This is a genomic window from Bordetella sp. N, from assembly GCF_001433395.1.
Lineage (GTDB): Bacteria > Pseudomonadota > Gammaproteobacteria > Burkholderiales > Burkholderiaceae_B > Bordetella_C.
In genome coordinates this window covers 1,474,369-1,497,974 of the sequence record NZ_CP013111.1, presented here as the reverse complement: position 1 = coordinate 1,497,974, position 23,606 = coordinate 1,474,369, and the positions used below count along the sequence as shown (strand labels likewise).

Below are 23,606 nucleotides of genomic sequence, written 5' to 3'. Positions count from 1 at the left end.
CGGCGTAGGATTCAAATTAGCTTAGGGACAGACCCGAAACGCTATCAATCATCTATGAGGGATGCTCATGGAACTCGATTACCTGGTCTTCATCGGCCGCTTCGAACCTTTTCACAATGGCCACGCCGCGGTCGCCCGTCACGCCCTGACCCGCGCCGGCAAAGTCATCTTCCTGGTCGGCTCCGCCGACAAACCCCGCAGCACGCGCAATCCCTGGACGGTCGCCGAACGCACCGTCATGATCCAGGCTGCCCTGGGCGACGAGCTGGCCAGCCGCCTGCTCATTTGCCCGCTGCGCGACCACCTCTACAACGAAAGCCTGTGGATCGCCGGCGTACAGCGCACGGTGGCCGAGGCCATCCGCAAGGATGGCGGCGACCCCAGCGGCGCCCGCGTCGGCCTGATCGGCATGGACAAGGACGCCTCCAGCTACTACCTGAAGGAATTCCCGCAGTGGCCGCTGGTCGACGTGCGGCACACGGAGGCGCTGTCCGCCACCGAGCTGCGCCGCTATCTGTTCGAAGCCGGCGACAACGACCGTCACGGCGCCCTGCTGCTGTTGCGCGGCAACGTGCCGGAGCCCGTCTTCGACATGCTGGAGGCCTTCCGCAAGAGCGCGCCGGCCTACCAGGAGCTGCTGGCCGAACATCGCTTCATCACGCAGTACAAGGAAGCCTGGAAGGCGGCGCCCTATGCACCCACCTTCGTGACGACGGATGCCGTGGTGGTGCACTCCGGCCATCTGCTGCTGGTGCGGCGCCGCGCCGCGCCCGGCAAGGGCTTGTGGGCGCTGCCGGGCGGTTTCGTGGGCCAGGACGAGTCCATCCTGGACGCCGCCATCCGCGAGCTGCGCGAGGAAACGCGCCTCAAGGTGCCGACGCCGGTGCTCAAGGGGTCGCTCAAGGGCAGCAACGTATTCGATCACCCGGACCGCAGCCAGCGCGGCCGCACCATCACCCATGCCTACCACTTCGATTTCCCGGCGGGTGAATTGCCCGACGTGCGCGGTAGCGACGATGCGGACAAAGCGCGCTGGATCCTGGTCAGCGAAGCCCTGGACATGGGACCGCGGCTGTATGAGGACCACCTGCACATCATCGAGTTTTTCCTGGGACGCGGCTAGTCCGAAGCACGGACAGCCCGGCAAGGACACCGCACCCGACCGCCGGCGGATAGACCGCCGGCTTGCCAACGACGAGAAGGAGCTTCCGTCATGAAATGCCTAGACAATCTGCTGCTGAACACGGACAGCTACAAGGCCAGCCACTGGCTGCAATACCCGCCCGGCACCGATGCCACGTTCTTCTACGTGGAGTCGCGCGGCGGCATCTATGACCGCACGGTGTTTTTCGGCCTGCAGGCCATCCTCAAGGAATACCTGGCCAAGCCGGTGACGCACGCCGACATCGACGAGGCGCGCGACTTTTTCCAGGCCCACGGCGAACCCTTCAACGAAGCCGGTTGGCGCGCCGTGGTCGACCGCCATGGCGGTTTCCTGCCGGTGCGCATCCGCGCGGTGCCCGAGGGCACGGTCGTGCCCACGCACAACGCCTTGATGACCATCGAGTCGACCGACCCGGCCGCTTTCTGGGTACCGTCCTATCTGGAGACCATGCTGCTGCGCATCTGGTATCCGATCACCGTGGCGACCATCAGCTGGCATGCCAAGCAGACCCTGCGCCAGTTCCTTGAACGCACCAGCGACGACCCCATCGGCCAGCTGCCCTTCAAGCTGCACGACTTCGGTGCGCGCGGCGTATCCAGCGCGGAATCGGCGGCGCTCGGCGGCGCGGCCCACCTGGTCAATTTCATGGGCACCGACACCATCGCGGGGGTGCGCCTGGCGCAAGCCTGCTACGGCGAGCCCATGGCGGCCTTCTCGATACCGGCCGCCGAGCACAGCACGATTACCAGCTGGGGCCGCGACCACGAGGTCGATGCCTATCGCAATATGCTCACGCAGTTCGCCAAGCCCGGCGCCATCGTTGCCGTGGTCTCCGACAGCTACGACATCTTCCACGCCATCCGCGAGCACTGGGGCAAGACCTTGAAGGAAGAGGTCATTCAATCGGGCGCCACCGTGGTCATCCGCCCCGACTCGGGCGACCCGGTCGCGGTGGTGCATCAATGCCTGGAGTTGCTGGACGAGGCTTTCGGCCACACGGTCAACGGCAAGGGCTACAAGGTGCTGAACCACGTCCGCGTGATCCAGGGCGACGGCATCAATCCCACCAGCATCCGTGCCATCCTGGAACGCATCACCAGCGCCGGCTATGCCACCGACAACGTCGCTTTCGGGATGGGCGGCGCGCTGCTGCAGCAGCTCAATCGCGATACGCAGAAGTTCGCGTTGAAATGCTCGGCCGCCCGCATCGATGGCCGCTGGGTGGACGTCTACAAGGACCCGGTGACGGACAAGGGCAAGCAGAGCAAGCGCGGCCGCATGGCCCTGATGTTCCACCCCGACCGCCACAGCTACCGCACCGTGACGGTGCCGCCCGGCATCGACCGCGTGACGGCGGCGGCGGTGGATCTGCCACCCGGCTACGTGGACGCCATGGTGACCGTCTGGGAAGACGGCAAGCTGCTGCACGACTGGCGTTTCGCGGAGATCCGCGAGCGCGCCGGCGCCACGCGGCTGTAGCAGGCGCACGATGACGCGCAACCCGATGGCGATGAGCAGCCCGCCGCAGCGCCCTTCCCCCGCCCTTCCACGCGCCGTGCGCGCGGTGCTTGGAGGGGTGATGGCGGCGCTGGCGGCGGCATTGCTCGCGGGTTGCGCGGCCAGCTTCCAGCCGCAGGGCGAGGCCGTGCGCGCGCCCGCGCTGGATGACGCGGCGCTGGTCACGCCCGACGACACGCGCCTGCCCCTGCGGACGTGGCTGCCATTTCGCAGGGAGCCCTGGGCCGTCATCGTGGCGCTGCACGGGATGAATGATTATTCCTTTGCCTTCGACCAGCCCGCGCAGTACTGGGCGTATTACGGCATCGCCACCTATGCCTACGACCAGCGCGGCTTCGGCGCGTCGGCGCGGCCGGGCATCTGGTCCAGTACGGACACCATGGTCGCCGACCTCAACGCGGCAGTGGCGGCGGCCCATGCGCGGCATCCTGGCGTACCGGTCTATGTGCTGGGTGAAAGCATGGGCGGCGCCGTGGTGGCGGCCGCGCTCAAAAGCGGACCCGGCGGCGCCGAACCGCCCCTGGCGCGCGACATCGCGGGCGCCATCCTGTCCGCGCCCGCCACCTGGGGGCGGCAGTCCATGAATCCCTTCTTCAGCTTGACGCTGTGGCTGGGCTACCAGACCGTGCCCGCCCTGCACGTCAAGCCGCCGCGCGCCTTGAAGATCGTGCCGTCCGACAACATCCCCATGTTGATCGCGCTGGGCGGCGACCCGCTGGTCATCAAGCGCACGCGCATCGACACGCTCAAGGGGCTGGTCGATTTGATGAGCGCCGGGGCCGATGCCATCGAGCACCTGCCGCCCGAACTACCGACTCTGGTGATGTTCGGCAAGAACGAACAAGTGCTGCCGAAGGACCTGGTGGCTTCGACCGTCAAGCGCCTGCGCGAACAGGAAGCCGCCACCCACTTGCGCGTGGCGGTGTATCCGGATGGCTATCACATGCTGCTGCGCGACCTGCACGCGGAAACGGTGTGGCGCGACGTGCTGACCTGGCTGCGCTCGCCGGTCGCCGCGCTGCCGAGCTGCGCGGAACAGGCGCCGACGAATGTAGCGGCAAGCACGGAAGCCAAGTAGGCGCGGCGCGTTGAGGTGCGTCGGCACGTACACAGGTCCGCGCTTCGTTGCACCGGCTTGCGCCATATCCTCATACCGCTACACTGTGTGAGCCCGCCCCAAGCGGGTGCAAGGCAACGCTTTCAGACCCACACGGAGACGCAGATGCACGCGAAAGAGAACGGTCAAGCGATTACCCGAAGAAATGTTTTGAAGGTCCTGGGCTCACTGGCCGCCGGCGCCACGGCCGGCGGAGGGCTACTGGCAGCCGGTTGCGCGACAACATCCCAAAAGGACGGCCCGCAAGTGAATTGGTCCAAAGGCACGGAACTTCCACGCACCCGCGTCCCCGCGGACGCCTGCGACTGCCACCACCATATCTACGATTCGCGCTATCCCTGGGCGCCCGAGGTCGTTCTCAAGTCCGGCGACGCGACGGTGGCCGACTACAAGAAACTGCAGCAACGCCTGGGCACCAGCCGCAACGTCATCGTCCAGCCGTCCGGCTACGGCATCGACAATCGCCTGCTGGTCGAATCGATCGCCGCGTTCAACGGCAAGGCGCGCGGCGTGGCCGTGGTCAATGCGCGTGTCACGGACGCGGAACTGCAACGCCTGAACGCGGCCGGCGTGCGCGGCATCCGCTTCAATCTGCAGCAGGCCGGCGCGACCACGGTGGACATGGTCCAACCATTGGCCACCCGCATCGCCACCATGGGCTGGCATGTGCAGATCAACGCGCCGACGGACATCATCTACAAGGCACGCGACACCTGGGCACGCCTGCCCTGCCCCGTGGTGTTCGACCATCTGGGCCACGTGAACAGCACCAGCGACCCCGTCTTCGCGATGGTGTTGGCACTGATGCAGTCGGGCCAAGGCTGGGTCAAGCTCTCGGGCTTCTACATCGACACCAAGGTGGGCCCGCCCACCTACGAGGATCAGGTCGCCGTGGCGCGTGCTTATGCGCAGGCCGTGCCGGGCCGCTGCGTCTGGGGCAGCGACTGGCCCCATCCGACCGAACAGGCCGAAAAAGGCGTGCCCGACGACGCCGTGCTGCTGGACGCGTTCGCGCGCGCCGTGCCCAGCGAGGCGGTGCGCAAGCAGATCCTGGTCGATAATCCAACCAAGCTTTACTTCAGCTAGGGCTGTCTGCGCGCGCGGAGTCTGCGTGCGGGCAGTCTGCTCGCGCTAAGACCGCGTGCGCAGGCGCGGCTATCCCGGCATCGACTCGCCCTGGCCACGCAAAGCGCGGAAGACCGCCGGCAATTGCGCCGGTATGTCCTCCGCGATCAGCCCCGGCCCGAAGGCATGCGCGGCCGCGCCGTGCAGCCATGCGGCGCACGCGGCCGCATCGAACGCCGTCATGCCCTGCGCCAGCAAACCGGTAATCATTCCAGTCAACACGTCGCCGCTGCCGCCGGTCGCAAGATCGGGGGGCGCGTTGGTGTTGATGACGACGCGGCCATCGGGCGCGGCGATAACGGTGTCCGGCCCCTTCAGCAACACCACGGCGCCGCTTTGCGCCGCGGCGGCCCGCGCACGCTGGGTCTTGCTGCCGGAACCCGGAAAGAGCCGGCCGAACTCCCCTTCATGCGGCGTCATCACGCACGGCCCGTGGATCGCCTCGAACAACGTATCGCCCTGGCCCGCGAAGGTGGTGATCGCATCTGCGTCCAGCACCACCGCGCGGCCAGTGCCCAATGCCGCCAGCACATGCCGGCGCGTCTGCGCGCTGACACCGGCGCCAGGACCGATGGCAATGGCGTTCTTGCGCGCATCCGCCAGCACTTCGTCCAAGGCCCCCGCATGGGCCAGCGGCTGCACCATGATGCTGGTCAGCGCGCTGGCATAGACCTGCCAGGCCGACTGGGGCGCTGCCACCGTCACCAGGCCCGCGCCCACGCGCGCCGCGGCCGACGCCGACAGACGCGCGGCGCCGGTCATGACGGCGCCGCCCACCACCAGCGCATGGCCCCGCGCATACTTGTGCCCATCGACCCGTGGCCACGGAAAACGCGCCAGCCACAGGGCGGGGTCATTCTCATGCGCACGCGGCGGCACTTGCGTCAGCACGCTGGCGGGAATGCCGATATCCGCGACGATCAGCTCGCCGCAAAACTGCCGCCCCGGCAGCAGCAGATGGCCCGGCTTCTTGCGGAAAAACGTCACCGTGAAATCCGCGCGCGCCGCCGCGCCACGGATCTGGCCGCTATCGCCATCGATGCCGCTGGGGACGTCGACCGCGCACACCGGCAGGCCGCTGGCCGCCAGCGCTTCCACCGTGGCGCGCGCCGCGCCGGCGAGATCGCGCGACAGGCCGGCGCCGAACAAGGCATCCACCACACCCGCCACGCCATCGAGCACGGCCGGCGCCAGTACGACCACATCGCCTTGCCACAAGGCCGCATGATGCGCGGCATCGCTCCGCAAGGCCGTGCGCTCGCCCAGCAGGGCTACCGTCACCGGCCAGCCGGCGGCGGCCAGATGGCGGGCAATCACAAAGCCATCGCCGCCGTTATTACCGGGGCCGCACAGCACCACCACGCTGCCGCGTTGCCAGCGCGCCTGCACGGCCCGCGCCACCGCCAGGCCGGCGGCTTCCATCAGGCCGACGCCGTCATGGCCCGCCGCCATCGCGGCCCGATCCGCGCCGGCCATTTCTTCGGGTGTCAACAAAGCGTGCAAGTCCGTGTCACCGTGCATGCGGCTGTTCCTCTGACTGAAAGATTCTTGTTTCGGTTATGGCAAGCATGGCAAGCGCCCGGGCAAGTGGCGCGCCCAAGCCGGCTTACGATACCCTCCCCTGCAATACTGTCGCAAATCTGCCAGCATTTTTCACAACTCATTCCGTGCCAACGTGCCATGGCGTGTTTACACTGGCAGCCATTGAAGCAGGACTCGTTCCAGAGCGGTCCGCCGACCCGACGCGCCGTCCGCTCTCCCCTGGAAAGACAATCGCATGACCATCAAGACCGACGGCGCCGCCGTCGTTAAACGCGCCGCAACCTCGGCGGACACGGACGACACCGCAACGCAGCCCGTGCGTATCACCCGGCTGCAACGCGAACTGGCCCAGCGCGTGGCGCAGGATATCGCCGCCGGTGTCTTCGAACTCGACAGCCATCTTTCCGAAAAAGCGCTCAGCGATCGCTATGAGGTGTCCCGCACGCCCGTGCGCGGCGCCCTGCGCCTGCTGGCGGAAAGCGGCCTGGCGCGCTGCAAGCCCAATAGCGGCTACTACGTGGCACGCCGCGCGGTGATCGACGATACCGAAGGTTCGCCCGACGGCACGCCCTGGACCAGCGATGATCTGTACCGGCGCGTGATCGCCGACCGCAGCCAGCGTCTTGTCGAAGACAGCTTCACCGACACCGATCTGCTGCACCGCTATGGCGTGCCCCGCAGCACCCTCATGAAGACCCTGCTGCGCATGGCTTCCGAAGGCGTGCTGGAGAAACGCCAGGGCCACGGGTGGCGCTTTCCGGCGTCGCTGGCCGACGACGATGTGCGCCGGGAAAGCTACCGCTTTCGCATCACCATCGAGTGCGCCGGCCTGCAGGAGCCAGACTTCACCGTGGATCCGCGCGCCTTCCAGGACATGCGCGAACGGCACGCAGCCTTGCTGGCCGATATGCTGCGACCCATCGACACGGATGAATTCTTTGCCCTGAACGCCACCTTCCACGAAATGCTGGCGCGCTGCTCGGGCAACCGTTTCATCCTGCAGGCGGTGCAGCAGCAGAACCAGCTACGCCAACTGGACGCCCATCCGGCCAGCTATCCGGTGGCGGCGATGGAACGCTATGTACGCGAACACCTGGACATCCTGGAAGCGATGGAAGCCGGCGATCGCGAGTGGGCCGTTGCCGTGATGCGGCGGCATCTGAAAGCCACGCAGTGGGCGGCCTGACACCGCGCCGCGGGTCTTGAGGCCGCCCTCAACCTGCCAGCAGCAGATGCACGCCCAGCGCGCCCAGTCCGACGAAGAATACCCGGCGGAAGGTGGACGCGCTGACCCGCTGGCGCAGCCATTGCCCGAACCACATCCCCAGCAGCGCCGGCACCAGTGCCAGCAGCGACGCCCAGGCTTCGCGGCCGCCTAAGTCACCGCTGTGCACCAGGTCGCCCGCCAGGGCGATCGTCGACGCCGTGAACGCCAGGCCCATGGCCTGCACCAGCTCGTTCTTCTCCAGCCCCAGCGCCTGCAGATAGGGCACGGCGGGAATCACGAAGACGCCCGTCGCCGACGTCACCACGCCCGTCGTCGCGCCCACCACCGGCCCCAGCCAGCCCTGCATGCGCAGCGGGACGGACAGGCGCACTGCCGACAGGCCGACCGCCGCATAGATCACCAGAGCCGCGCCCAGCGCATGACCGGCCCAGCCAGTGGACCGGCCCGCCAGCCACGCGGCGGCGGCCCAGGTGCCGATGCAAACCCCCGCCAGCATGGGCCACAGCCGGCGCAGCAGGTAGAGAAAGCGCCCGCCGATGGCCAGCTGCCAGACATTCGTGACCATGGACGGAATGATCAACAGCGCCGCCGCCTGCGCCGGCGCCATGGCGATGCTTAGCAGACCGATGGACACCGTGGGCAGACCGAGGCCGATCACGCCCTTGACCGTCCCGGCCACCAGGAAACTGGCCACGACCAGCAGGATCAGCGTGGGGCCGCCATCGCGGTAGAAATCAAGGATCGTATTCATCATGGGTTGCCATGATGCCCTGCGCGCCGCGCGCTGGAAATGCGGATTACACTGAGCCAGCCTTCGGCAAAGACGAAGGCTGGTGCCATATCGGAGGGCGGGCGCCTTTCCGGACTTCCTTTTCCGGATTCGCCGTCGAGCCTTCTTCGCCCGCTTCCTTGTTCGCGCCTGCCTCCATGCATTTCGACCTGACCGACCTGCGCCTGTTTCTGCATACCGTCGACGCGGGCAGCATCACCGCGGGCGCCGGGCGCGCCCATCTGGCCCTGGCATCGGCCAGCGCCCGTCTGCGCGCGCTGGAGGATTCGCTGGGCACGCCTCTGCTGGACCGCGGTCGCCGCGGCGTCGCGCCCACGCCTGCCGGCCAGGCCCTGGCCTACCACGCCCGCAGCCTGCTGCAGCAGGTCGACCGCATGCAGGACGATCTGAGCGACTACGCCGGCGGCTTGCGCGGGCGCGTGCGCCTGCTGTGCAACACCGCGGCCATCAGCGAATATCTGCCGGAGCCGCTAGGCGCGTTCCTGCAGGCCCATCCCAATATCGACGTCGATCTGGAGGAACGCGCCAGCCACCGCATCGTGCCGGAGCTGCACGCGGGCAGCGCGGATGTCGGCATCATTTCCGACGCGGTATCCCTGCAAGGACTGGAGACCTTCCCGTTCCGGCGCGACCGGCTGGTACTGCTGGTGCCGCAAGGCCACGCTTTGGCCCAGGCCGGCCGCGTGACCTTCGCCGACACGCTGGCGCATGACTACGTCGGCCTGGCGCAAACCAGCGCGCTCGCCGCGTATCTGGACGACCAGGCGGCCCGTGACGGTCAACGCCTGCGTGTGCGGGTCCGCGTCAACAGCTATGACGCCATGAGCCGCATGGTCGTGCAAGGCGTGGGATTGGCCGTGCTGCCGCGCCCCGCGGCCATGCGCCGGCGCGGCGCGGGCATCCTTATACTGGAGCTTGATGACGCGTGGGCCGATCGACAGTTGATGCTGTGCGTGCGCAACTGGGATAGCCTGCCGCAATATGCACGGGCATTGGTGCTGGCGCTGAAGCCGCCGGCGGGAGCATGAGAATGAACAACCCCGCGATGAACAAATCGGATTTCCTGACCCCGCCCAAGCCGGCGGTCACCCTGGAACCTGGCAAGCGCTCCACGGTGCGTATCGCGATCACCTATTGCACGCAGTGCCAATGGTTGCTGCGCTCCGGCTGGATGGCCCAGGAATTGTTGTCGACGTTCTCGACCGACCTGGGCGAAGTCGCGCTGATCCCCGGCACCGGGGGCATCTTCCAGATCCATTGCGACGACACGCTGCTGTGGGATCGCAAGCGCGACGGCGGCTTTCCCGACGTGAAAACCTTGAAGCAGCGGGTGCGCGACCAGATCGATCCCGGCCGCGACCTTGGCCACGTGGACGCCAAGCCAGCGCCAACGCCACCGCCCGCTGAATAGACGTCTACAGCTTGGCCACCGACACTTCCGTCGACTTCACGAAGGCCAGCACTTCGGTGCCCACCTGCAGGTCCAGCTCCTGCACGGAGCGGGTGGTGATGACCGACGTCACGATGCCAGCGGGCGTATCGATATCGACCTCGGACACGACGGGCCCCGTGATGATTTCCTTGATCTTGCCGCGGAACTGGTTGCGCGCGTTGATGGATTGAATGGGCATGCGGAAATACTCCTGGTGGGGAAAAGGGTTCAGATGCTGAAGCGGGCCTGCGCCAGCAATTGGCCGACGTCGTAGCGTTCGCTTGGCGGCGGCGCGACGTGGCGGGCCAGTTGCTCGACGCCGGCATGCAGGCGTTGATTCAGCTCGTCGTCAAGAACGGCCGCGCCATCGTCGGTCAGGCTCACCTGCTTCTCCGTGGCGAACACGCTGGCCAGGATGTGGCGCGCGCCCAAGGCCGACAGCACCGGCTTGAGGGTGTATTCGAGCGCCAACAGGTGAGCCAGGCTGCCGCCGGTGGCAATGGGCAGGACCACCTTGCCAGCCAGGGCCTTTTCGTCGAGCAGGTCCAGCACGGCCTTCAGACCGCCGGAAAACGAAGCCTTGTAGACCGGCGTCGCGATCAACAAGGCACTGGATGCATGAACGCGGGCCCGCAAGGCCGCCGCGGCGGGTCCGCCGTAATGGCCTTCGATCAGGTCCTCGGCCGGCAGATCACGCAAACCCAGCGTGCTGACGGCGAGGCCGCGTTCGCCCAGGAGGGCGGCGGCGCGATGCAATAGAGCGGAAGAACGGGAAGTAAGAGAGGGACTGCCAGCCAGCGCGAGTACGGTCATCGATGTTTGCCACGGAAACCGCCGGCACATCAAGCTGGCCGGCGCGAAGTTTTACTGAGCAAGATGCTAGGCCCCTCACCGCGTCGCAACAACGAAATATCCGGCATATGGGTATATCCGCCCGCAACATGACCGCAGGCAATGACCGCGCGGGCGGCTGCCGTCCCGCGCGCCCCCCGCTGGATCCCTGCTGACACCCCTGCTGGCAAGACTCCGCGCAAATGTGCAGACGTCGCAACATCCGCTTTCAAGAAATGCGGAATCGTCCGGATGTCATTAGCAATAACCTTATGCAAGAATCGGCGGAACCGGGCACGACGCCCTGGTTGCGCCCGACCGTCGCCAAACGGAGCAAGGAGCAAGGCAGATGAATCATCGTTCCAGCCAATTGTTCGCGGCCGTCATCCTGGCCGTCAGTTGCAGCGCGCCGGTCTGGGCCCAGACCGCGCCGACGCCGGCGACTCCCAGCAACGGCAAGGCGCTGACACCGCAGCAGAAGCGGATGTCCGACTGCAGCACGGCCAACAAGGGCAAGACAGGGGAAGCCTACAAAGCCGGCGTGGCTTCCTGCCTGAAAGGCGACAAGCCCGCCGAGAACGGCAAGACCTTGACGCCGCAGCAGCAACGCATGAAGGACTGCAATGGCCAGGCCAGCGGCAAGTCCCTCACCGGCGATGCCCGCAAGACGTTCATGAGCACCTGCCTCAAGAGCAAGAGCTAGTTGAAGGCGGGGCCAGTTGGTACTGGCCCCGCCATGGTCGGGAATGCACAGGGACCCGCTATTTCGCGGATCACGTGCATCACACCGATCGACCCGATCCGGTCGGCATCACGGATCAATACGTCGGCACCGATCCCGGATAGCTCCCAGGCACCAGCACGCCGCGGTCGATCTGATGGATATCGCGGTAGCCGCACAAGGCCATGGTGACATCCAGCTCCCTGGCCAGTATCTCCAGCACCTTCGTCACGCCTTCACGGCCGCCCGCGCCCAAGCCATACAGGAAGGGCCGGCCGATCATCACGCCGCGCGCGCCCAACGCCACCGCGCGCAGGATGTCCTGGCCGGAACGTATGCCACCGTCCATCCAGACCTCGATGTCCTTGCCCACCGCGTCGACCACCTGCGGCAGCATGGCCACCGACGACACCGCCCCATCCAGTTGGCGGCCACCGTGGTTGCTGACGATCAGCGCATCGGCGCCGGTGTCCACCGCATGGCGGGCGTCCTCCGGATCCAGGATGCCCTTGAGGATCAGCTTGCCGCCCCAACGCTTCTTGATCCATTCGACGTCGTCCCAGCTCAGGGTGGGATCGAACTGTTCGGCCGTCCAGGCGCCCAGCGACGACAGGTCCGTCACCCCCTTGGCGTGGCCGGCGATATTGCGGAACGTGCGCCGTTGCGTGCGCAGCATGTTCCAGCACCAGGCCGGCTTGGTGGCCAGGTTCATCAGGTTGCCCAGGGTCATCCGCGGCGGCGCGCTAAGGCCATTGCGCAGGTCCTTGTGGCGTTGTCCCAGGATTTGCAGGTCCAAGGTCAAGACCAGCGCCGAACATTTGGCGGCCTTGGCGCGATCGATCAGGCGTTCGATGAAATCGCGGTCCCGCATCACGTAAAGCTGGAACCAGAAAGGCGCGGTGGTGTGCGCGGCCACGTCTTCGATGGAGCAGATGCTCATGGTCGACAGCGTGAACGGCACGCCGAAGGCCTCGGCCGCCTGCGCCGCCAAGATTTCCCCGTCGGCATGCTGCATCCCGGTCAGCCCGGTCGGCGCCAACGCCACCGGCATGGCGGCGGACTGGCCGACCATGGTGGTGGCCAGGGTACGGTTTTCCATATTGCGCGCCACGCGCTGGCGGAAGCGGATCTTCTGCAGATCCTCTTCATTGGCGCGGTAGGTGGACTCCGTCCACGATCCAGAATCGGCGTAGTCGTAGAACATGCGCGGGACGCGGCGGCGCGCCACGCGGCGCATGTCTTCCACGGTTGCAATAAAGGAGCGTGAGGGAAGTGGCATGGTGTTAAGCGTCGCGGATTTGAACGAGGCGAGAGCTTAACCCACTCGCCCCACGCGGGCTTCTTGCGGCGCAGCATGTTTCCCGCAGCCACGACCGCCGGGCAGACCGTCCGCTGCCCTCCTCCTTAAGTCGCCATCCCGGATGACAAAAAAGCATGCGACGGTATACCGATATAGCGTTTGCCCGTCTTGCGCTTATTCCGAACATCCCTAAAAATAGTTGTTACTTTTCGTATACCTCGTAGCGCGGCATCCCGGGCGTCCGATCATGAAGCTGTTGTCCCCCAAATACTGGAAGTCCTGAGCCGTGTCAGCTGTCCAACTGGCATTGCGCCGCCCGTACACCTTCATCGTCATGGCGTTGCTGATCATATTGGCAACGCCGTTCGCGCTCATGCGCATGGCGACCGACATCTTCCCGGAAATCAATATTCCGGTGATCAGCGTCATCTGGTCGTATAACGGCCTGTCCGCCCAGGAAATGGGATTGCGCATCGCCGCATCCAACGAACGCGGGCTGACCACCACGGTCAGCGATATCGAACATATAGAATCGACCTCGCTGGCCGGGATCAGCGTCATCAAGATCTTCTTCCAGCCCAACGCCAACATCCAGACGGCCTTGGCTCAGGTAGTGGCGGCCGAGCAAACCCAGGTGCGCCAGCTGCCGCCCGGCATCACGCCGCCGCTGGTGATCAAGTATTCGGCGTCCAGCATACCGGTGATCCAGCTGGCCCTGTCCAGCCCCACCCTGCCCGAACAGACCCTGTACGACACGGCCATGAACCAGTTGCGGCCGCAGCTGGTCACCATCCCGGGGGTGGCGGTGCCGGCGGCCTATGGCGGCAAGACGCGCGTGATCTCGGTGGACCTGGACCTGCAGGCCCTGCAGGCGCGCGGCCTGTCGTCGTCGGACGTGGTCAACGCCATCAACGCGCAGAACCTGATCCTGCCGTCGGGCACGGCGAAGTTCGGCGAGACCGAGTATTCGATCAAGATGAACAGCTCGCCGGTCACCCTGGCGGGCATGAACAATCTGCCGATACGCTCCATTCCGGGCGGCGGCACCACCTATCTGCGCGACGTCGCGTACGTGCGCGACGGCTTCACGCCGCAGACCAATGTGGTGCGCCAGGACGGCGTGCGCGGCGTGCTGCTGTCGGTGCTGAAGAACGGCGGCGCGTCCACGGTGGACATCGTCAACAACCTGCGCGAGATGCTGCCGCGCGCGGTCCAGTTGCTGCCGTCCGACGTCAAGGTGACGCCGCTGTTCGACCAATCCGTGTTCGTGAAGGCCGCCGTCAAGGGCGTGGTCCTGGAAGCGCTGATCGCTGCCGCCCTCACGGCCGCCATGGTGCTGCTGTTCCTGGGCAACTGGCGCAGCACGCTGATCATCGGCCTGACCATCCCGCTGTCCATCCTGGCGTCCATCCTGGTGCTGCAGATCACGGGCGAGACGCTGAACCTGATGACGCTCGGGGGGCTGGCGCTGTCCGTGGGCATCCTGGTGGACCAGGCCATCGTCACCATCGAGAACATCGAGCGCCACCTGCACCTGGGCACCGAATTAAGGCAGGCCATCCTTACCGGGGCCGAGGAAATCGGCACGGCCGCGCTGGTGTCCACGCTGTGTATCTGTATCGTGTTCGTGCCGATGTTCTTCCTGTCCGGCGTGGCGCGTTTCCTGTTCGTGCCGCTGGCCGAGGCCGTGGTCTACGCCATGATCGCGTCCTACATCCTGTCGCGGACCCTGGTGCCGACCCTGGTGATGCTGCTCATGGCGGGCCATCACGACACCTCGGGCAGCAACAGCCTGCTGCAACGTGTCTATCGCGCCTTCGACCGCCGTTTCGAACTGCTGCGCCGCGCCTACACCCTGGCGCTGTCCGCCCAGCTGTCGCGCCGCAAGGCCTTCGCGCTGGCCTTCAGCGGCTTCAGCCTGCTGTCCTGCGCGCTCTATCCCTTCCTGGGGCGCGACTTCTTCCCGTCGGTGGATGCCGGCCAGTTACGCCTGCACATGCGCGCGCCCACCGGCACCCGCATCGAAGAGACCGCGCGGCTGGCCGATGAGGTCGAGCGCCATATCCGCACCTTGATCCCCGCGGAACAGCTGGAAACCATACTCGACAATCTGGGAATCCCGAATAGCGGCATCAACCTGTCCTATAGCAATGCAGGCACCTTCAGCACCCTGGACGGCGAAATCCTGATCTCCCTGCGCGAAGGACACGACCCCACGGTCAAATTCGAGCAGCTGCTGCGCATGGACCTGCCGCGGCAGTTCCCCGGCGTGGAGTTCTTCTTCCAGCCCGCCGACATCGTCACGCAGATCCTGAACTTCGGTTTGCCGGCCGCCATCAACGTACAGTTCACAGGCCAGAACTACACCGCGAACGCGGACCTGGCCGCTGAACTGGTCAAGGCCGTGCGCAACATCCCCGGCGCCGTCGACGCGCACGTCCACCAACGCCTGGACCTGCCCACCGTCAACCTGGAAATGGACCGCTCGCGCCTGCAACAGGTCGGCCTGAGTCCCGCCAACGTCGGCCAGAACGTCCTGATCGCCCTGTCCGGCAGTTCGCAGACCTCGCCCGCTTTCTGGCTTAATCCGCAGAACGGCGTGGTCTACAACGTCACCACCCAGACCCCGCAATACAACATCGACTCGCTGGACCGCCTGCTCAATTTGCCGGTCGGCGCCACGGGCGCCGGGGCGGGCACGCCGGGCGGCAGCACCCAATTGCTGGGCAACCTGGTCGAAGCCACGCAGACCCGCCAGCCCGCCGTCATGTCGCGCTACAACATCCTGCCGGCCATCGACGTCTACATCAGCGTGCAAGGCACCGACCTGGCCAGCGTGGCCAAACAGGTGGAACGCGAGGTCGACGCGCTGCGCGCCAAGCTGCCGCGCGGCAGCCAGGTGGCCATCCGCGGCCAGGTGCAGACCATGCAGTCGTCCTTCGTGGGCCTGGGTGTCGGCCTGGCCATGGCCATCGTGCTGGTGTACCTGCTGGTGGTGGTGAACTTCCAGTCCTGGATCGACGCCCTGATCATCATCAGCGCCCTGCCCGCCGCCCTGGCCGGCATCGCCTGGATGCTGTTCATCACCGGCACCACGCTTAGCGTGCCGGCGCTGACCGGCGCCATCATGACCATGGGGGTCGCCACGGCCAACTCCATCCTGATGGTGTCCTTCGCGCGCCAGCGGCGCGAAGAAGGCGCCACCGTCCTGGCCGCCGCGCTGGAAGCCGGCGCCACCCGCATCCGCCCGGTGTTGATGACGGCGCTGGCCATGATCATCGGCATGATCCCCATGGCCCTGGGCCTGGGCGAAGGCGCCGAACAGAACGCCCCGCTGGGCCGCGCCGTCATCGGCGGCCTGCTGTTCGCCACCGTGTCCACCTTGTTCTTCGTGCCGGTGGTCTACGCCGGCGTCCATTCCCGCCTGGCTCAACGCAACGCCGCCCGCGCGGCGCGCCGCGGCCCTCCCCGGGGCGACCCGCCCCACGGCAATACCCCCCCTTACACGCCCGATCCCGCGCGGCAGGAGACTTGAACCCATGTCTGAAGAAAGACATCACGCGCTCGGCATCCATGCGTTGAGCCCCGACCCCGGTAGCGCCGACCTGCCCTCGCGCGACCGCATCGTGCGCCGCCTGCGCTGGTGGACCCTGATCATCCTGATCGTGCTGGCCCTGGGCGCGGCGCGCACCATCATCGCGCGCGTGCAGAACGCCAGCGAATTGCGCGAAGGCACTACCCAGCGCGCCATCCAGTATGTGCAGACCGCCATCCCCTCCCTGCCGGAGAAGGGCCAGACCCTGAGCCTGCCCGGCACCCTGCAAGGCTATGTGCAGTCGCCGCTGTCGGCCCGCGCCAGCGGCTACCTGAAGCAATGGACCAAGGACATCGGCAGCCGCGTCGAGAAAGGCGACCTGCTCGCCGAAATCGAAACGCCGGAAATCGACCAGCAGCTGTCGCAAGCCGTGGCCGCGCGCGATCAGGCGGCCGCCGCCATGGAACTGGCGCGCAGCACGCAATCGCGCTGGGAAGCCTTGCGCCAGAAAGACGTGGTGTCGCAGCAGGATCTGGAAGAGAAGCGTGGCGCGGCCGCGCAGGCGCGCGCCAACTACGCGGCGGCCCAGGCCAATGAACAGCGTTTGCGCCAGCTGGAAGGTTTCAAGCGCATCGTGGCGCCCTTCGCCGGCGTCATCACGCGGCGCAACGTCGATACCGGGGACCTGATCGACGCGGGCAGCGGCCGGCCGCTGTTCGTGCTGTCGCAGACCGATCCCTTGCGTGTCTACCTGAACGTGCCGCAAAGCTACGCGCAGCGCGTCAAGCCGGGCCAGCATGTGGTGGTGACCCAGTCCGAACTGGCGGGCCAGAATTTCAAGGGCGTGATCGCCCGCACGGCCGCGTCGATCGATCTGGCCACCCGCACGATGCAGGTGGAGATATCCCTGCCCAATCCAGACCGCACCCTGCTGCCGGGCGCCTACGTGCAGGTGGACCTGCAACTGCCCCCGGGCGACACGCTGGTGCTGCCGGCCAACGCGCTGATGTTCCGCAAGGAAGGCGCGCTGGTGGCGGTGGTCGACGACACGGGCAAGGTCAACCTGCGCAAGGTGACCGTAGGCCGCAATTACGGCCAGACCGTCGAAGTCCCGCAAGGCGTGGCGGCCACCGACCGCGTGGTGCTCAACCCGGCCGACTCGCTGGCCAATGGCGACGTGGTGTCGGTAGCGGCGAAGACGCCGGCCAGGGACGGCGCGGCGAACGGCAATACCAATGCGGCCGCCGGGCCGGCGCGGGGCCAGGATAAATGATGCGGTCCCCGAGGAATGCCGTCCGGGCTGCCCGGGCCAGACTAGCCATGCAGCCCGTGCGCGTTGCCGCGAGCTGGCTGCCGATTGCCGGCGCCCTGCTCCTGTCCGGCTGCAGCCTGGCTCCCGAATACCACAAGCCGGCGCCCGACATGCCCGTCAGCTGGAAGCTGGAAGCGCCCTGGCGCACCGCCACGCCGCGCGACGACATGCCCAAGGGCGCCTGGTGGCTGCGCTATCAGGACCCCACGCTGAACACGCTGCAGGACAAGCTGCTCGCCGCCAACCCCAGCCTGGACGTGGCGACCGCCCGCCTGACGCAGGCACGGGCCCAGGCGACGGCGGCGACGGCGGGCCTGTTCCCGACCTTGGGCACCAGCGCCCGCGCGCAGCGCCTGAAGATCTCCGCCAACCGCCCGCTGACGAACTACGCCGCCCCGCTCTATGAAACGGTGCAGAACGACTACACCCTGTCGTTCAACGCCAGCTATGAGGTCGATCTGTTCGGCCGCGTGCAGAACGCCGTCACCACCGCGCGCGCCAATGCCGAACAGTCCGAAGCGGACCTGCGCAACGCGCGCCTGGTGCTGACCGCCGAGCTCGCCTCCAACTATGTCAACCTGCGCGCCGTCGACAACGAGCTGGACGTCGTGCGCCGCTCGGTGGGCCTGCAACGGCGCGCTCTGGAGCTGATCACCGCCCGCTATGACGGCGGCGCGGCGTCCGGCCTGGAGGTCGCGCAGCAACAGGCCTTGCTCGACAACACGCTGACCCAGATCGACATCCTGGCCCGCCAGCGCGCGCTGTTCGAACATGCCATCGCCAGCCTGACGGGGACACCCGCGCCGCAATTCGAACTGGCGCCGGACGTGCGGAACATGACGCCGCCCACGGTGCCGCTGGGCGTCCCGTCCGACGTGCTGGAGCGCCGTCCGGACGTGGCTGCCGCCGAACGGGCGATGGCGGCCGCCAATGCGCAGATCGGCGTGGCGCGCGCGGCCTTCTATCCCAGCTTCATGATCAACGGTGGCTACGGCGTCGACAGCCGTGAACTCGGCACCCTGTTCGACGGCCCCAGCACTTTGTGGAACCTGGGCGTGTCCCTGGCGCAGACGATCTTCGACGGCGGCCGCTTGAGCGCCAACGTCGACTTCGCCCGTGCCGGCTACCAGGCCACCGCCGCCAACTACCGCCGCGTGGTGTTGCTGGCCATGCAGGAAGTGCAGGACGGCATCACCGGCCTGGCCGCGCTGGAGCGGGCCAGCGCCCAGGCCCAGACCGCCGTGGCCGACAGCCGCAAGGTGCTCGACATGGCCACGTCGCGCTACGCGGGCGGCGCCACCACCTACCTCGACGTGATCACTGCTCAGCAGTCGGTGCTGAACACGGAACGGCAGGCGGCGCAACTGGCCGGCCAGCGCATGCTGGTGTCCGTGTTCCTGATCAAGGCGCTGGGCGGCGATTGGGAAACCGCGCCGGCCGTAGCCGACAGCGGCGCGGCGCCAGCGCAGCGCTGAACGAGACCCGCAGGGGCGAGGCCCACGGCCGCCGACCGACCCCGCATTCGTCCTGCCAGCGTCATCCCCCAAGCGGATTTGGGCATCGGGCCCAATCCGCTTACGATAGTCCGGTGCCTACAAAGGAGACAGCACCGTGACCACGTCCTTGACCCAGAAACTGCAACGCCCCGACCTTCTGCGCGACGCCTGCTATATCGATGGCAAGTGGCAAGGCGCGGGCAGCGGCCCCAGCATTCCCGTCACCAATCCCGCCACCGGCGCCACCATCGTGTCGGTGCCCAAGCTGGGCCGCGCCGACACCGAACGCGCCATCGCCCGCGCCCAGGCCGCCCTGCCCGCCTGGTCCGCCAAGCCCGCCAAGGAACGCGCCGCCGTGCTGCTGAAGTGGGCCCAGTTGATGATGCAGCACCAGCAAGACCTGGCCGCCATCATGACGTCGGAACAGGGCAAGCCGGTCACCGAAGCCGCCGGCGAGATCGCCTATGCCGCCTCTTTCCTGGAATGGTTTGGCGAGGAAGCCAAGCGCATGGACGGCGAGGTGCTGCAAAGCCCCAAGGGCGGCCAGCGCATGATGGTGCTGAAGCAGCCGATCGGCGTGTGCGCCGCCATCACGCCCTGGAATTTCCCCGCCGCCATGATCACCCGCAAGCTGGGCCCGGCCCTGGCGGCCGGTTGCACGATGATCGTCAAACCGGCACAGCAGACCCCGCTGACGGCTTTGGCCCTGGCCGTGCTGGCCGAGGAAGCCGGCGTGCCGGCCGGCGTCATCCACGTCATCACGGGGAGCTCCAGCGACATCGGCGCGGCCCTCTGCGAAAGCGACGTGGTGCGTAAGCTCAGCTTTACCGGCTCCACCGAAGTGGGCCGCAAATTGATGGAGCAATGCGCTCCCACCATCAAGAAGCTGTCACTGGAACTGGGCGGCAACGCGCCGTTCCTGGTGTTCGACGACGCCGACCTGGACAAGGCCGTCGACGGCATCATCGCGTCGAAGTTCCGCAATGCCGGGCAGACCTGCGTGTGCGCCAACCGCATCTATGTGCAGGACGGTGTCTATGAGGAAGTGGCGGCGCGGCTGGTAAAGAAGGTCGAAGGATTCAAGGTCGGCGACGGTTTCGAAAAAGGCGTCACGCAAGGACCGCTGATCGACGAGAACGCCGTCAGGAAGGTGTGCGAACACATCGATGACGCCACCAAACATGGCGCGCGCGTCATGATCGGCGGCCAGGCGCATGCGCTGGGCGGCACGTTCTTCCAGCCGACCGTGGTGCGCGACGTCACGCAGACCATGCTTTTCGCGCAGGAAGAAACGTTCGGGCCGGCGGCGCCGCTGCTGCGTTTCCACACCGAAGAAGAAGCCCTGGCCATGGCCAACGACACCATCTTCGGCCTGGCCGCCTACTTCTTCACCCGTGACAACGCGCGCGTCTGGCGCGTTTCCGAGGGGCTGGAATACGGCATCGTCGGCATCAATACGGGCCTGATCTCCAATGAGGTCGGGCCCTTCGGCGGCGTCAAGCAATCCGGCCTGGGACGCGAGGGATCGCGTCACGGGCTGGATGAGTACGTCGAGCTGAAGTACCTGTGCATCGACATCGCCGGCTGAGCGGCCCGCGTGGCGCCTACATCGTGGGCGTCACGCCGCCATTCATGGGCACCACCACGCCGACCACATAGCTGGCGCGCGCGCTGGTCAGGAACAGCGTGACGTCGGCGACTTCTTCGGGCTTGCCGTAGCGTCCCATCGGAATGCGCGACTGGCCGTCCTTCAACGCCTGTTCCTTGCTGATGCCCAGGCGCTTGGACTCCACGTCCAGAGCCTGATCCACGCGGCCGGTATAGGTCGGTCCGGGATTGATGGCGTTGATGCGGATGCCGTGTTTCACATAGTGCTGCGCCAGGCCGATGGTGGACAGCATCAGCGCCGCGTTGGCGGAGCCGCCGGCCACGTGGGTCACGGAAGGCTGCTTGCCGCCGTTGCCGATGATGTTCACCACGCTGCCCCGCTGGCGGGTGCGCATGCGCTTGAGCACGGCGTCCTGCGTATAGACGTAGGGGAAGAACTTGGCGTTCATGGCGGCCTGCCACTTTTCCGCGTCCAGGGTGTCGGGGTCGTAGCGGCGCGCGGCACCGGCGCTGTTGACCAGGATCTCGATGGGACCCAGGTCGGCTTCGGCCTGCGCGACGGCGCGTTCGGCCTGGGCCGCGTCGGTCAGGTCGGCGGCGATGGCGATGACGCGCGCGCCATGTTGCGCATGCGGGGTCAATAGCGCCACGGCCGCATCCAGCCCGGGCTGGCCCCGCGCGATGATGGCCACGCTGACGCCTTCAGCCAGATAGGCTTGCGCCACGGCCTGGCCGATGCCCTTGCTGCCGCCGGTCACGACGGCCACTTTGCCTTTGAGTTCTAGATCCACGCTCTGTCCACCCGTGTCTTTGTACGTTGTTGTCCGGCGAAGCCGCCGTGCAGAGGATCGTACACGCAAGAAGCTGACGGGTGCTTGTCGAAAGCACCGCATCAATAATGGGGCGGGATCTCCTCGCGCAGGGTGCTCAGCGTGGTGCCGCTGCCCGCCTGGTCGACCTGCTGCCGCATGTCCGCCAGTTGGCGGGCCAAGGCGTCGATCTGCCGCTGCTGGCGCAGGATCACGTCATTGAGCTGCTCCAGCATGTCGTCCGCGAACGACGCCTTGATTTCCAGTTCGTCGATACGACGGATAAGTTCTTGTGTGGTTTCCATAAGCTGAGTGCGTGTATTTTGCGGCCCTTCAGTACCCCAGCGCCGCGCCTGCGGGCCTTCGGGCGTCATTGGCGCCGTAGATATAGCCTTCCCGCACGATACCCGAGACGGCGGCATCGTTGCCGGACGATGCCTCCTGCGCCCGGCTGAGATTCGGCAGACCGACCAGGATCAGCGCCGTGGCGCCCCAGGGACTCTGTTCGACCAGTTTGTAGCCCATGCCGCGCAGCACGGCCAGGGTATCGGGCGACAGGCCATATTTCTCGTAATAGACCTCGTCCGGCAGCCACTGGTGATGCACGCGCGCCGCATCGACGGCCTGCTGCGGCGCCATGCCATGGTCGATGATGTTGAGCGCGGTTTCCAGGATGATGGTGATGATGCGCGATCCGCCTGGCGATCCCAGCACCATATAGGTCTTGCCCTGCCAGGTGACCACGGTGGGCGCCATCGACGACAGGGGCCGCTTGCCCGGCGCGATGGCATTGCGTTCGCCTTGCACCAGTCCATACATGTTGCGGGCGCCGGCCTTGGTGGTGAAGTCGTCCATCTCGTCGTTGAGGAAGAAACCCGTGCCCGGCGCGATCACGGTGGCGCCGAAGCGGCCGTTGATCGTGTACGTGGTGGACACCGCGTTGCCGTCCTTGTCGATGACGGAATAATGCGTGGTCTCGGGCTTCTCATTCGGCACGGAGGCAGGCGCCAGGTCGCTGGACGGCGTGGCGCGGCCGGGCACGATCCGCTCGCGTATCCGCGCCGCGTGCGCGGGGCTGAGCAGATCCGCCACGGGATTGCTGACGAAGGCCGGATCGCCCAGCAGCGTGTTGCGGCCGACATACGCGTGCCGCATCGCCTCGGCCATGACGTGGACCGATTGGGCCGAACCGTAGCCCATGGCGCGCAGGTCATAACCCGACAAGACGTTGAGAATCTCGCACAGTGTGGTGCCGCCTGAACTGGGTGGCGGCGCCGACAGGAACACATAGCCGCGATAGGCGCAACGCAAGGGCTCGGTTTCCGTGATGCGATAGGACGCGAAATCCGCCGCGGTGATCACGCCCCCGCCGGCACGCGCGGCCGCCTCGACCGCCGCGGGAATGCGCCCGCGGTAAAACGCGTCCGGGCCCTGCTCGGCGATCTGCTGCAGAGTACGGGCCAGGTCCGTCTGCGTCAGTCTGTCACCCGGCTGCAGCGCGCTGCCATCGGGCCGCAGGAAGATACGCGCCGCTTCCGCGTCCTTGCGGAAATGCCGCACACCCAGGTCAAGCAGATCGGTATCCGCGCGCGTCAACACGAAGCCGTCCCGCGCCAGGGCGATGGCCGGCGCCATGACCTGCAGGCGCGTCAGCCGGCCATAGCGGCGCTGGGCGGTGTCCAGGCCCAGCACCGTGCCCGGCACCGCCACGGCACCGTAGCCAAGCAGGCTGGCGTCGGGGATCAGTTGCCCGTTGGCATCCAGGTACATGTCCGGACGGGCGGCCGCCGGCGCCATTTCGCGGAAATTGATGAAGCGATCGCGGCCATCCGCCAGATGCAGGGTCATGAAGCCGCCACCGCCGATATTGCCGCAGCAGGGGTTGACCACGGCCTCGGCATAGCCCACCGCGACGGCGGCATCCACCGCATTGCCGCCCTGCTTCAGGATGTCGACGCCGACGCGCGCGGCCAGGGCCTGCGAACTGACCACCATGCCGTTGCGCGCCTCCACGGCCGGGAATGACGCCGCCCGCGCCGCCGGCGTCAGGGGCGTCGCTGCGGTCGCGCCCAGGATC

The 23,606-nt window shown here is 67.0% G+C and carries 20 protein-coding genes; 12 read left to right on the top strand and 8 right to left on the bottom strand.

What is annotated here, in order from left to right; genetic code table 11:
- Positions 1-67: 67 nt before the first annotated feature.
- The 4 genes from ASB57_RS06485 (at position 68) to ASB57_RS06470 (ending at position 4,886) form a co-directional block, all read left to right on the top strand.
- Positions 68-1,123: a bifunctional nicotinamide-nucleotide adenylyltransferase/Nudix hydroxylase gene (locus ASB57_RS06485; RefSeq protein ID WP_156414074.1), complete on the top strand. Its 1,056-nt coding sequence runs from the start codon at positions 68-70 to the stop codon at positions 1,121-1,123.
- A 90-nt stretch (positions 1,124-1,213) separates the two neighbouring features.
- Positions 1,214-2,644, top strand: coding sequence for a nicotinate phosphoribosyltransferase (locus ASB57_RS06480; RefSeq protein WP_057651492.1), 1,431 nt, complete (start codon positions 1,214-1,216; stop codon positions 2,642-2,644).
- Between the two features lie 10 nt (positions 2,645-2,654).
- Entirely contained in the window at positions 2,655-3,761 is a 1,107-nt protein-coding gene (locus ASB57_RS06475; RefSeq protein ID WP_197424978.1) for an alpha/beta fold hydrolase, read from the top strand.
- 285 nt (positions 3,762-4,046) lie between these two features.
- The gene (locus ASB57_RS06470) at positions 4,047-4,886 is read left to right on the top strand and encodes an amidohydrolase (RefSeq protein ID WP_231755354.1); all 840 of its coding nucleotides are present in this window, start codon (positions 4,047-4,049) and stop codon (positions 4,884-4,886) included.
- A 69-nt stretch (positions 4,887-4,955) separates the two neighbouring features.
- Here ASB57_RS06470 and ASB57_RS06465 read toward each other — a convergent pair whose 3' ends face one another.
- Positions 4,956-6,446 carry a bifunctional ADP-dependent NAD(P)H-hydrate dehydratase/NAD(P)H-hydrate epimerase gene (locus ASB57_RS06465; RefSeq protein ID WP_057651489.1) on the bottom strand — a complete coding sequence of 497 codons (1,491 nt, stop codon included), beginning with the start codon at positions 6,444-6,446 and terminating at the stop codon, positions 4,956-4,958.
- 256 nt (positions 6,447-6,702) lie between these two features.
- On the opposite strand from ASB57_RS06465, the gene ASB57_RS06460 reads away from it, so the two are divergent.
- A complete protein-coding gene (locus ASB57_RS06460; RefSeq protein WP_082621409.1) occupies positions 6,703-7,653 on the top strand; it encodes a GntR family transcriptional regulator in 951 nt (316 codons plus the stop codon).
- Between the two features lie 28 nt (positions 7,654-7,681).
- On the opposite strand, the gene ASB57_RS06455 is transcribed toward ASB57_RS06460, so the two are convergent.
- Positions 7,682-8,449, bottom strand: coding sequence for a sulfite exporter TauE/SafE family protein (locus ASB57_RS06455; RefSeq protein ID WP_369822801.1), 768 nt, complete (start codon positions 8,447-8,449; stop codon positions 7,682-7,684).
- Between the two features lie 173 nt (positions 8,450-8,622).
- Here ASB57_RS06455 and ASB57_RS06450 point away from each other — a divergent pair, with 173 nt between their 5' ends.
- Together ASB57_RS06450 and ASB57_RS06445 are read left to right on the top strand one after the other, a co-directional pair.
- The gene (locus tag ASB57_RS06450) at positions 8,623-9,513 is read left to right on the top strand and encodes a LysR substrate-binding domain-containing protein (protein WP_057655964.1); all 891 of its coding nucleotides are present in this window, start codon (positions 8,623-8,625) and stop codon (positions 9,511-9,513) included.
- A gap of 86 nt (positions 9,514-9,599) precedes the next feature.
- Positions 9,600-9,896 carry a SelT/SelW/SelH family protein gene (locus ASB57_RS06445; RefSeq protein WP_369822867.1) on the top strand — a complete coding sequence of 99 codons (297 nt, stop codon included), beginning with the start codon at positions 9,600-9,602 and terminating at the stop codon, positions 9,894-9,896.
- A 4-nt stretch (positions 9,897-9,900) separates the two neighbouring features.
- On the opposite strand, the gene ASB57_RS06440 is transcribed toward ASB57_RS06445, so the two are convergent.
- Positions 9,901-10,116, bottom strand: coding sequence for a molybdopterin-binding protein (locus tag ASB57_RS06440; protein ID WP_057651488.1), 216 nt, complete (start codon positions 10,114-10,116; stop codon positions 9,901-9,903).
- Positions 10,117-10,145: 29 nt separating this feature from the next.
- Positions 10,146-10,730 (bottom strand): NADPH-dependent FMN reductase, encoded by a 585-nt coding sequence (gene ssuE, locus ASB57_RS06435; protein ID WP_057651487.1) that lies wholly within the window; start codon positions 10,728-10,730, stop codon positions 10,146-10,148.
- A gap of 367 nt (positions 10,731-11,097) precedes the next feature.
- Between ssuE and ASB57_RS06430 the strand changes: the two genes are divergently transcribed.
- Positions 11,098-11,451 carry a PsiF family protein gene (locus tag ASB57_RS06430; protein WP_057651486.1) on the top strand — a complete coding sequence of 118 codons (354 nt, stop codon included), beginning with the start codon at positions 11,098-11,100 and terminating at the stop codon, positions 11,449-11,451.
- A gap of 115 nt (positions 11,452-11,566) precedes the next feature.
- On the opposite strand, the gene ASB57_RS06425 is transcribed toward ASB57_RS06430, so the two are convergent.
- On the bottom strand, positions 11,567-12,748 hold the full coding sequence (locus ASB57_RS06425; RefSeq protein WP_057651485.1) for an alpha-hydroxy acid oxidase: 1,182 nt from the start codon (positions 12,746-12,748) through the stop codon (positions 11,567-11,569).
- Positions 12,749-13,055: 307 nt separating this feature from the next.
- On the opposite strand from ASB57_RS06425, the gene ASB57_RS06420 reads away from it, so the two are divergent.
- From ASB57_RS06420 to ASB57_RS06405, 4 genes are all read left to right on the top strand, one after another.
- On the top strand, positions 13,056-16,304 hold the full coding sequence (locus tag ASB57_RS06420; RefSeq protein ID WP_057651484.1) for an efflux RND transporter permease subunit: 3,249 nt from the start codon (positions 13,056-13,058) through the stop codon (positions 16,302-16,304).
- Between the two features lie 4 nt (positions 16,305-16,308).
- The gene (locus ASB57_RS06415; RefSeq protein WP_057651483.1) at positions 16,309-17,577 is read left to right on the top strand and encodes an efflux RND transporter periplasmic adaptor subunit; all 1,269 of its coding nucleotides are present in this window, start codon (positions 16,309-16,311) and stop codon (positions 17,575-17,577) included.
- A 47-nt stretch (positions 17,578-17,624) separates the two neighbouring features.
- A complete protein-coding gene (locus ASB57_RS06410; RefSeq protein ID WP_057651482.1) occupies positions 17,625-19,091 on the top strand; it encodes an efflux transporter outer membrane subunit in 1,467 nt (488 codons plus the stop codon).
- Positions 19,092-19,239: 148 nt separating this feature from the next.
- Entirely contained in the window at positions 19,240-20,700 is a 1,461-nt protein-coding gene (locus ASB57_RS06405; RefSeq protein ID WP_197425095.1) for an NAD-dependent succinate-semialdehyde dehydrogenase, read from the top strand.
- Positions 20,701-20,716: 16 nt separating this feature from the next.
- On the opposite strand, the gene ASB57_RS06400 is transcribed toward ASB57_RS06405, so the two are convergent.
- The 3 genes from ASB57_RS06400 to ggt all read right to left on the bottom strand — a co-directional run bounded on the left by ASB57_RS06400 (position 20,717) and on the right by ggt (position 23,524).
- Positions 20,717-21,511: an SDR family oxidoreductase gene (locus ASB57_RS06400; RefSeq protein WP_057651480.1), complete on the bottom strand. Its 795-nt coding sequence runs from the start codon at positions 21,509-21,511 to the stop codon at positions 20,717-20,719.
- A gap of 101 nt (positions 21,512-21,612) precedes the next feature.
- Positions 21,613-21,834, bottom strand: a complete 222-nt coding sequence (locus ASB57_RS06395) for a SlyX family protein (protein ID WP_057651479.1) — start codon at positions 21,832-21,834, stop codon at positions 21,613-21,615.
- Positions 21,835-21,862: 28 nt separating this feature from the next.
- The gene (gene ggt, locus ASB57_RS06390) at positions 21,863-23,524 is read right to left on the bottom strand and encodes a gamma-glutamyltransferase (protein WP_231755438.1); all 1,662 of its coding nucleotides are present in this window, start codon (positions 23,522-23,524) and stop codon (positions 21,863-21,865) included.
- Between the last annotated feature and the right edge of the window lie 82 nt (positions 23,525-23,606).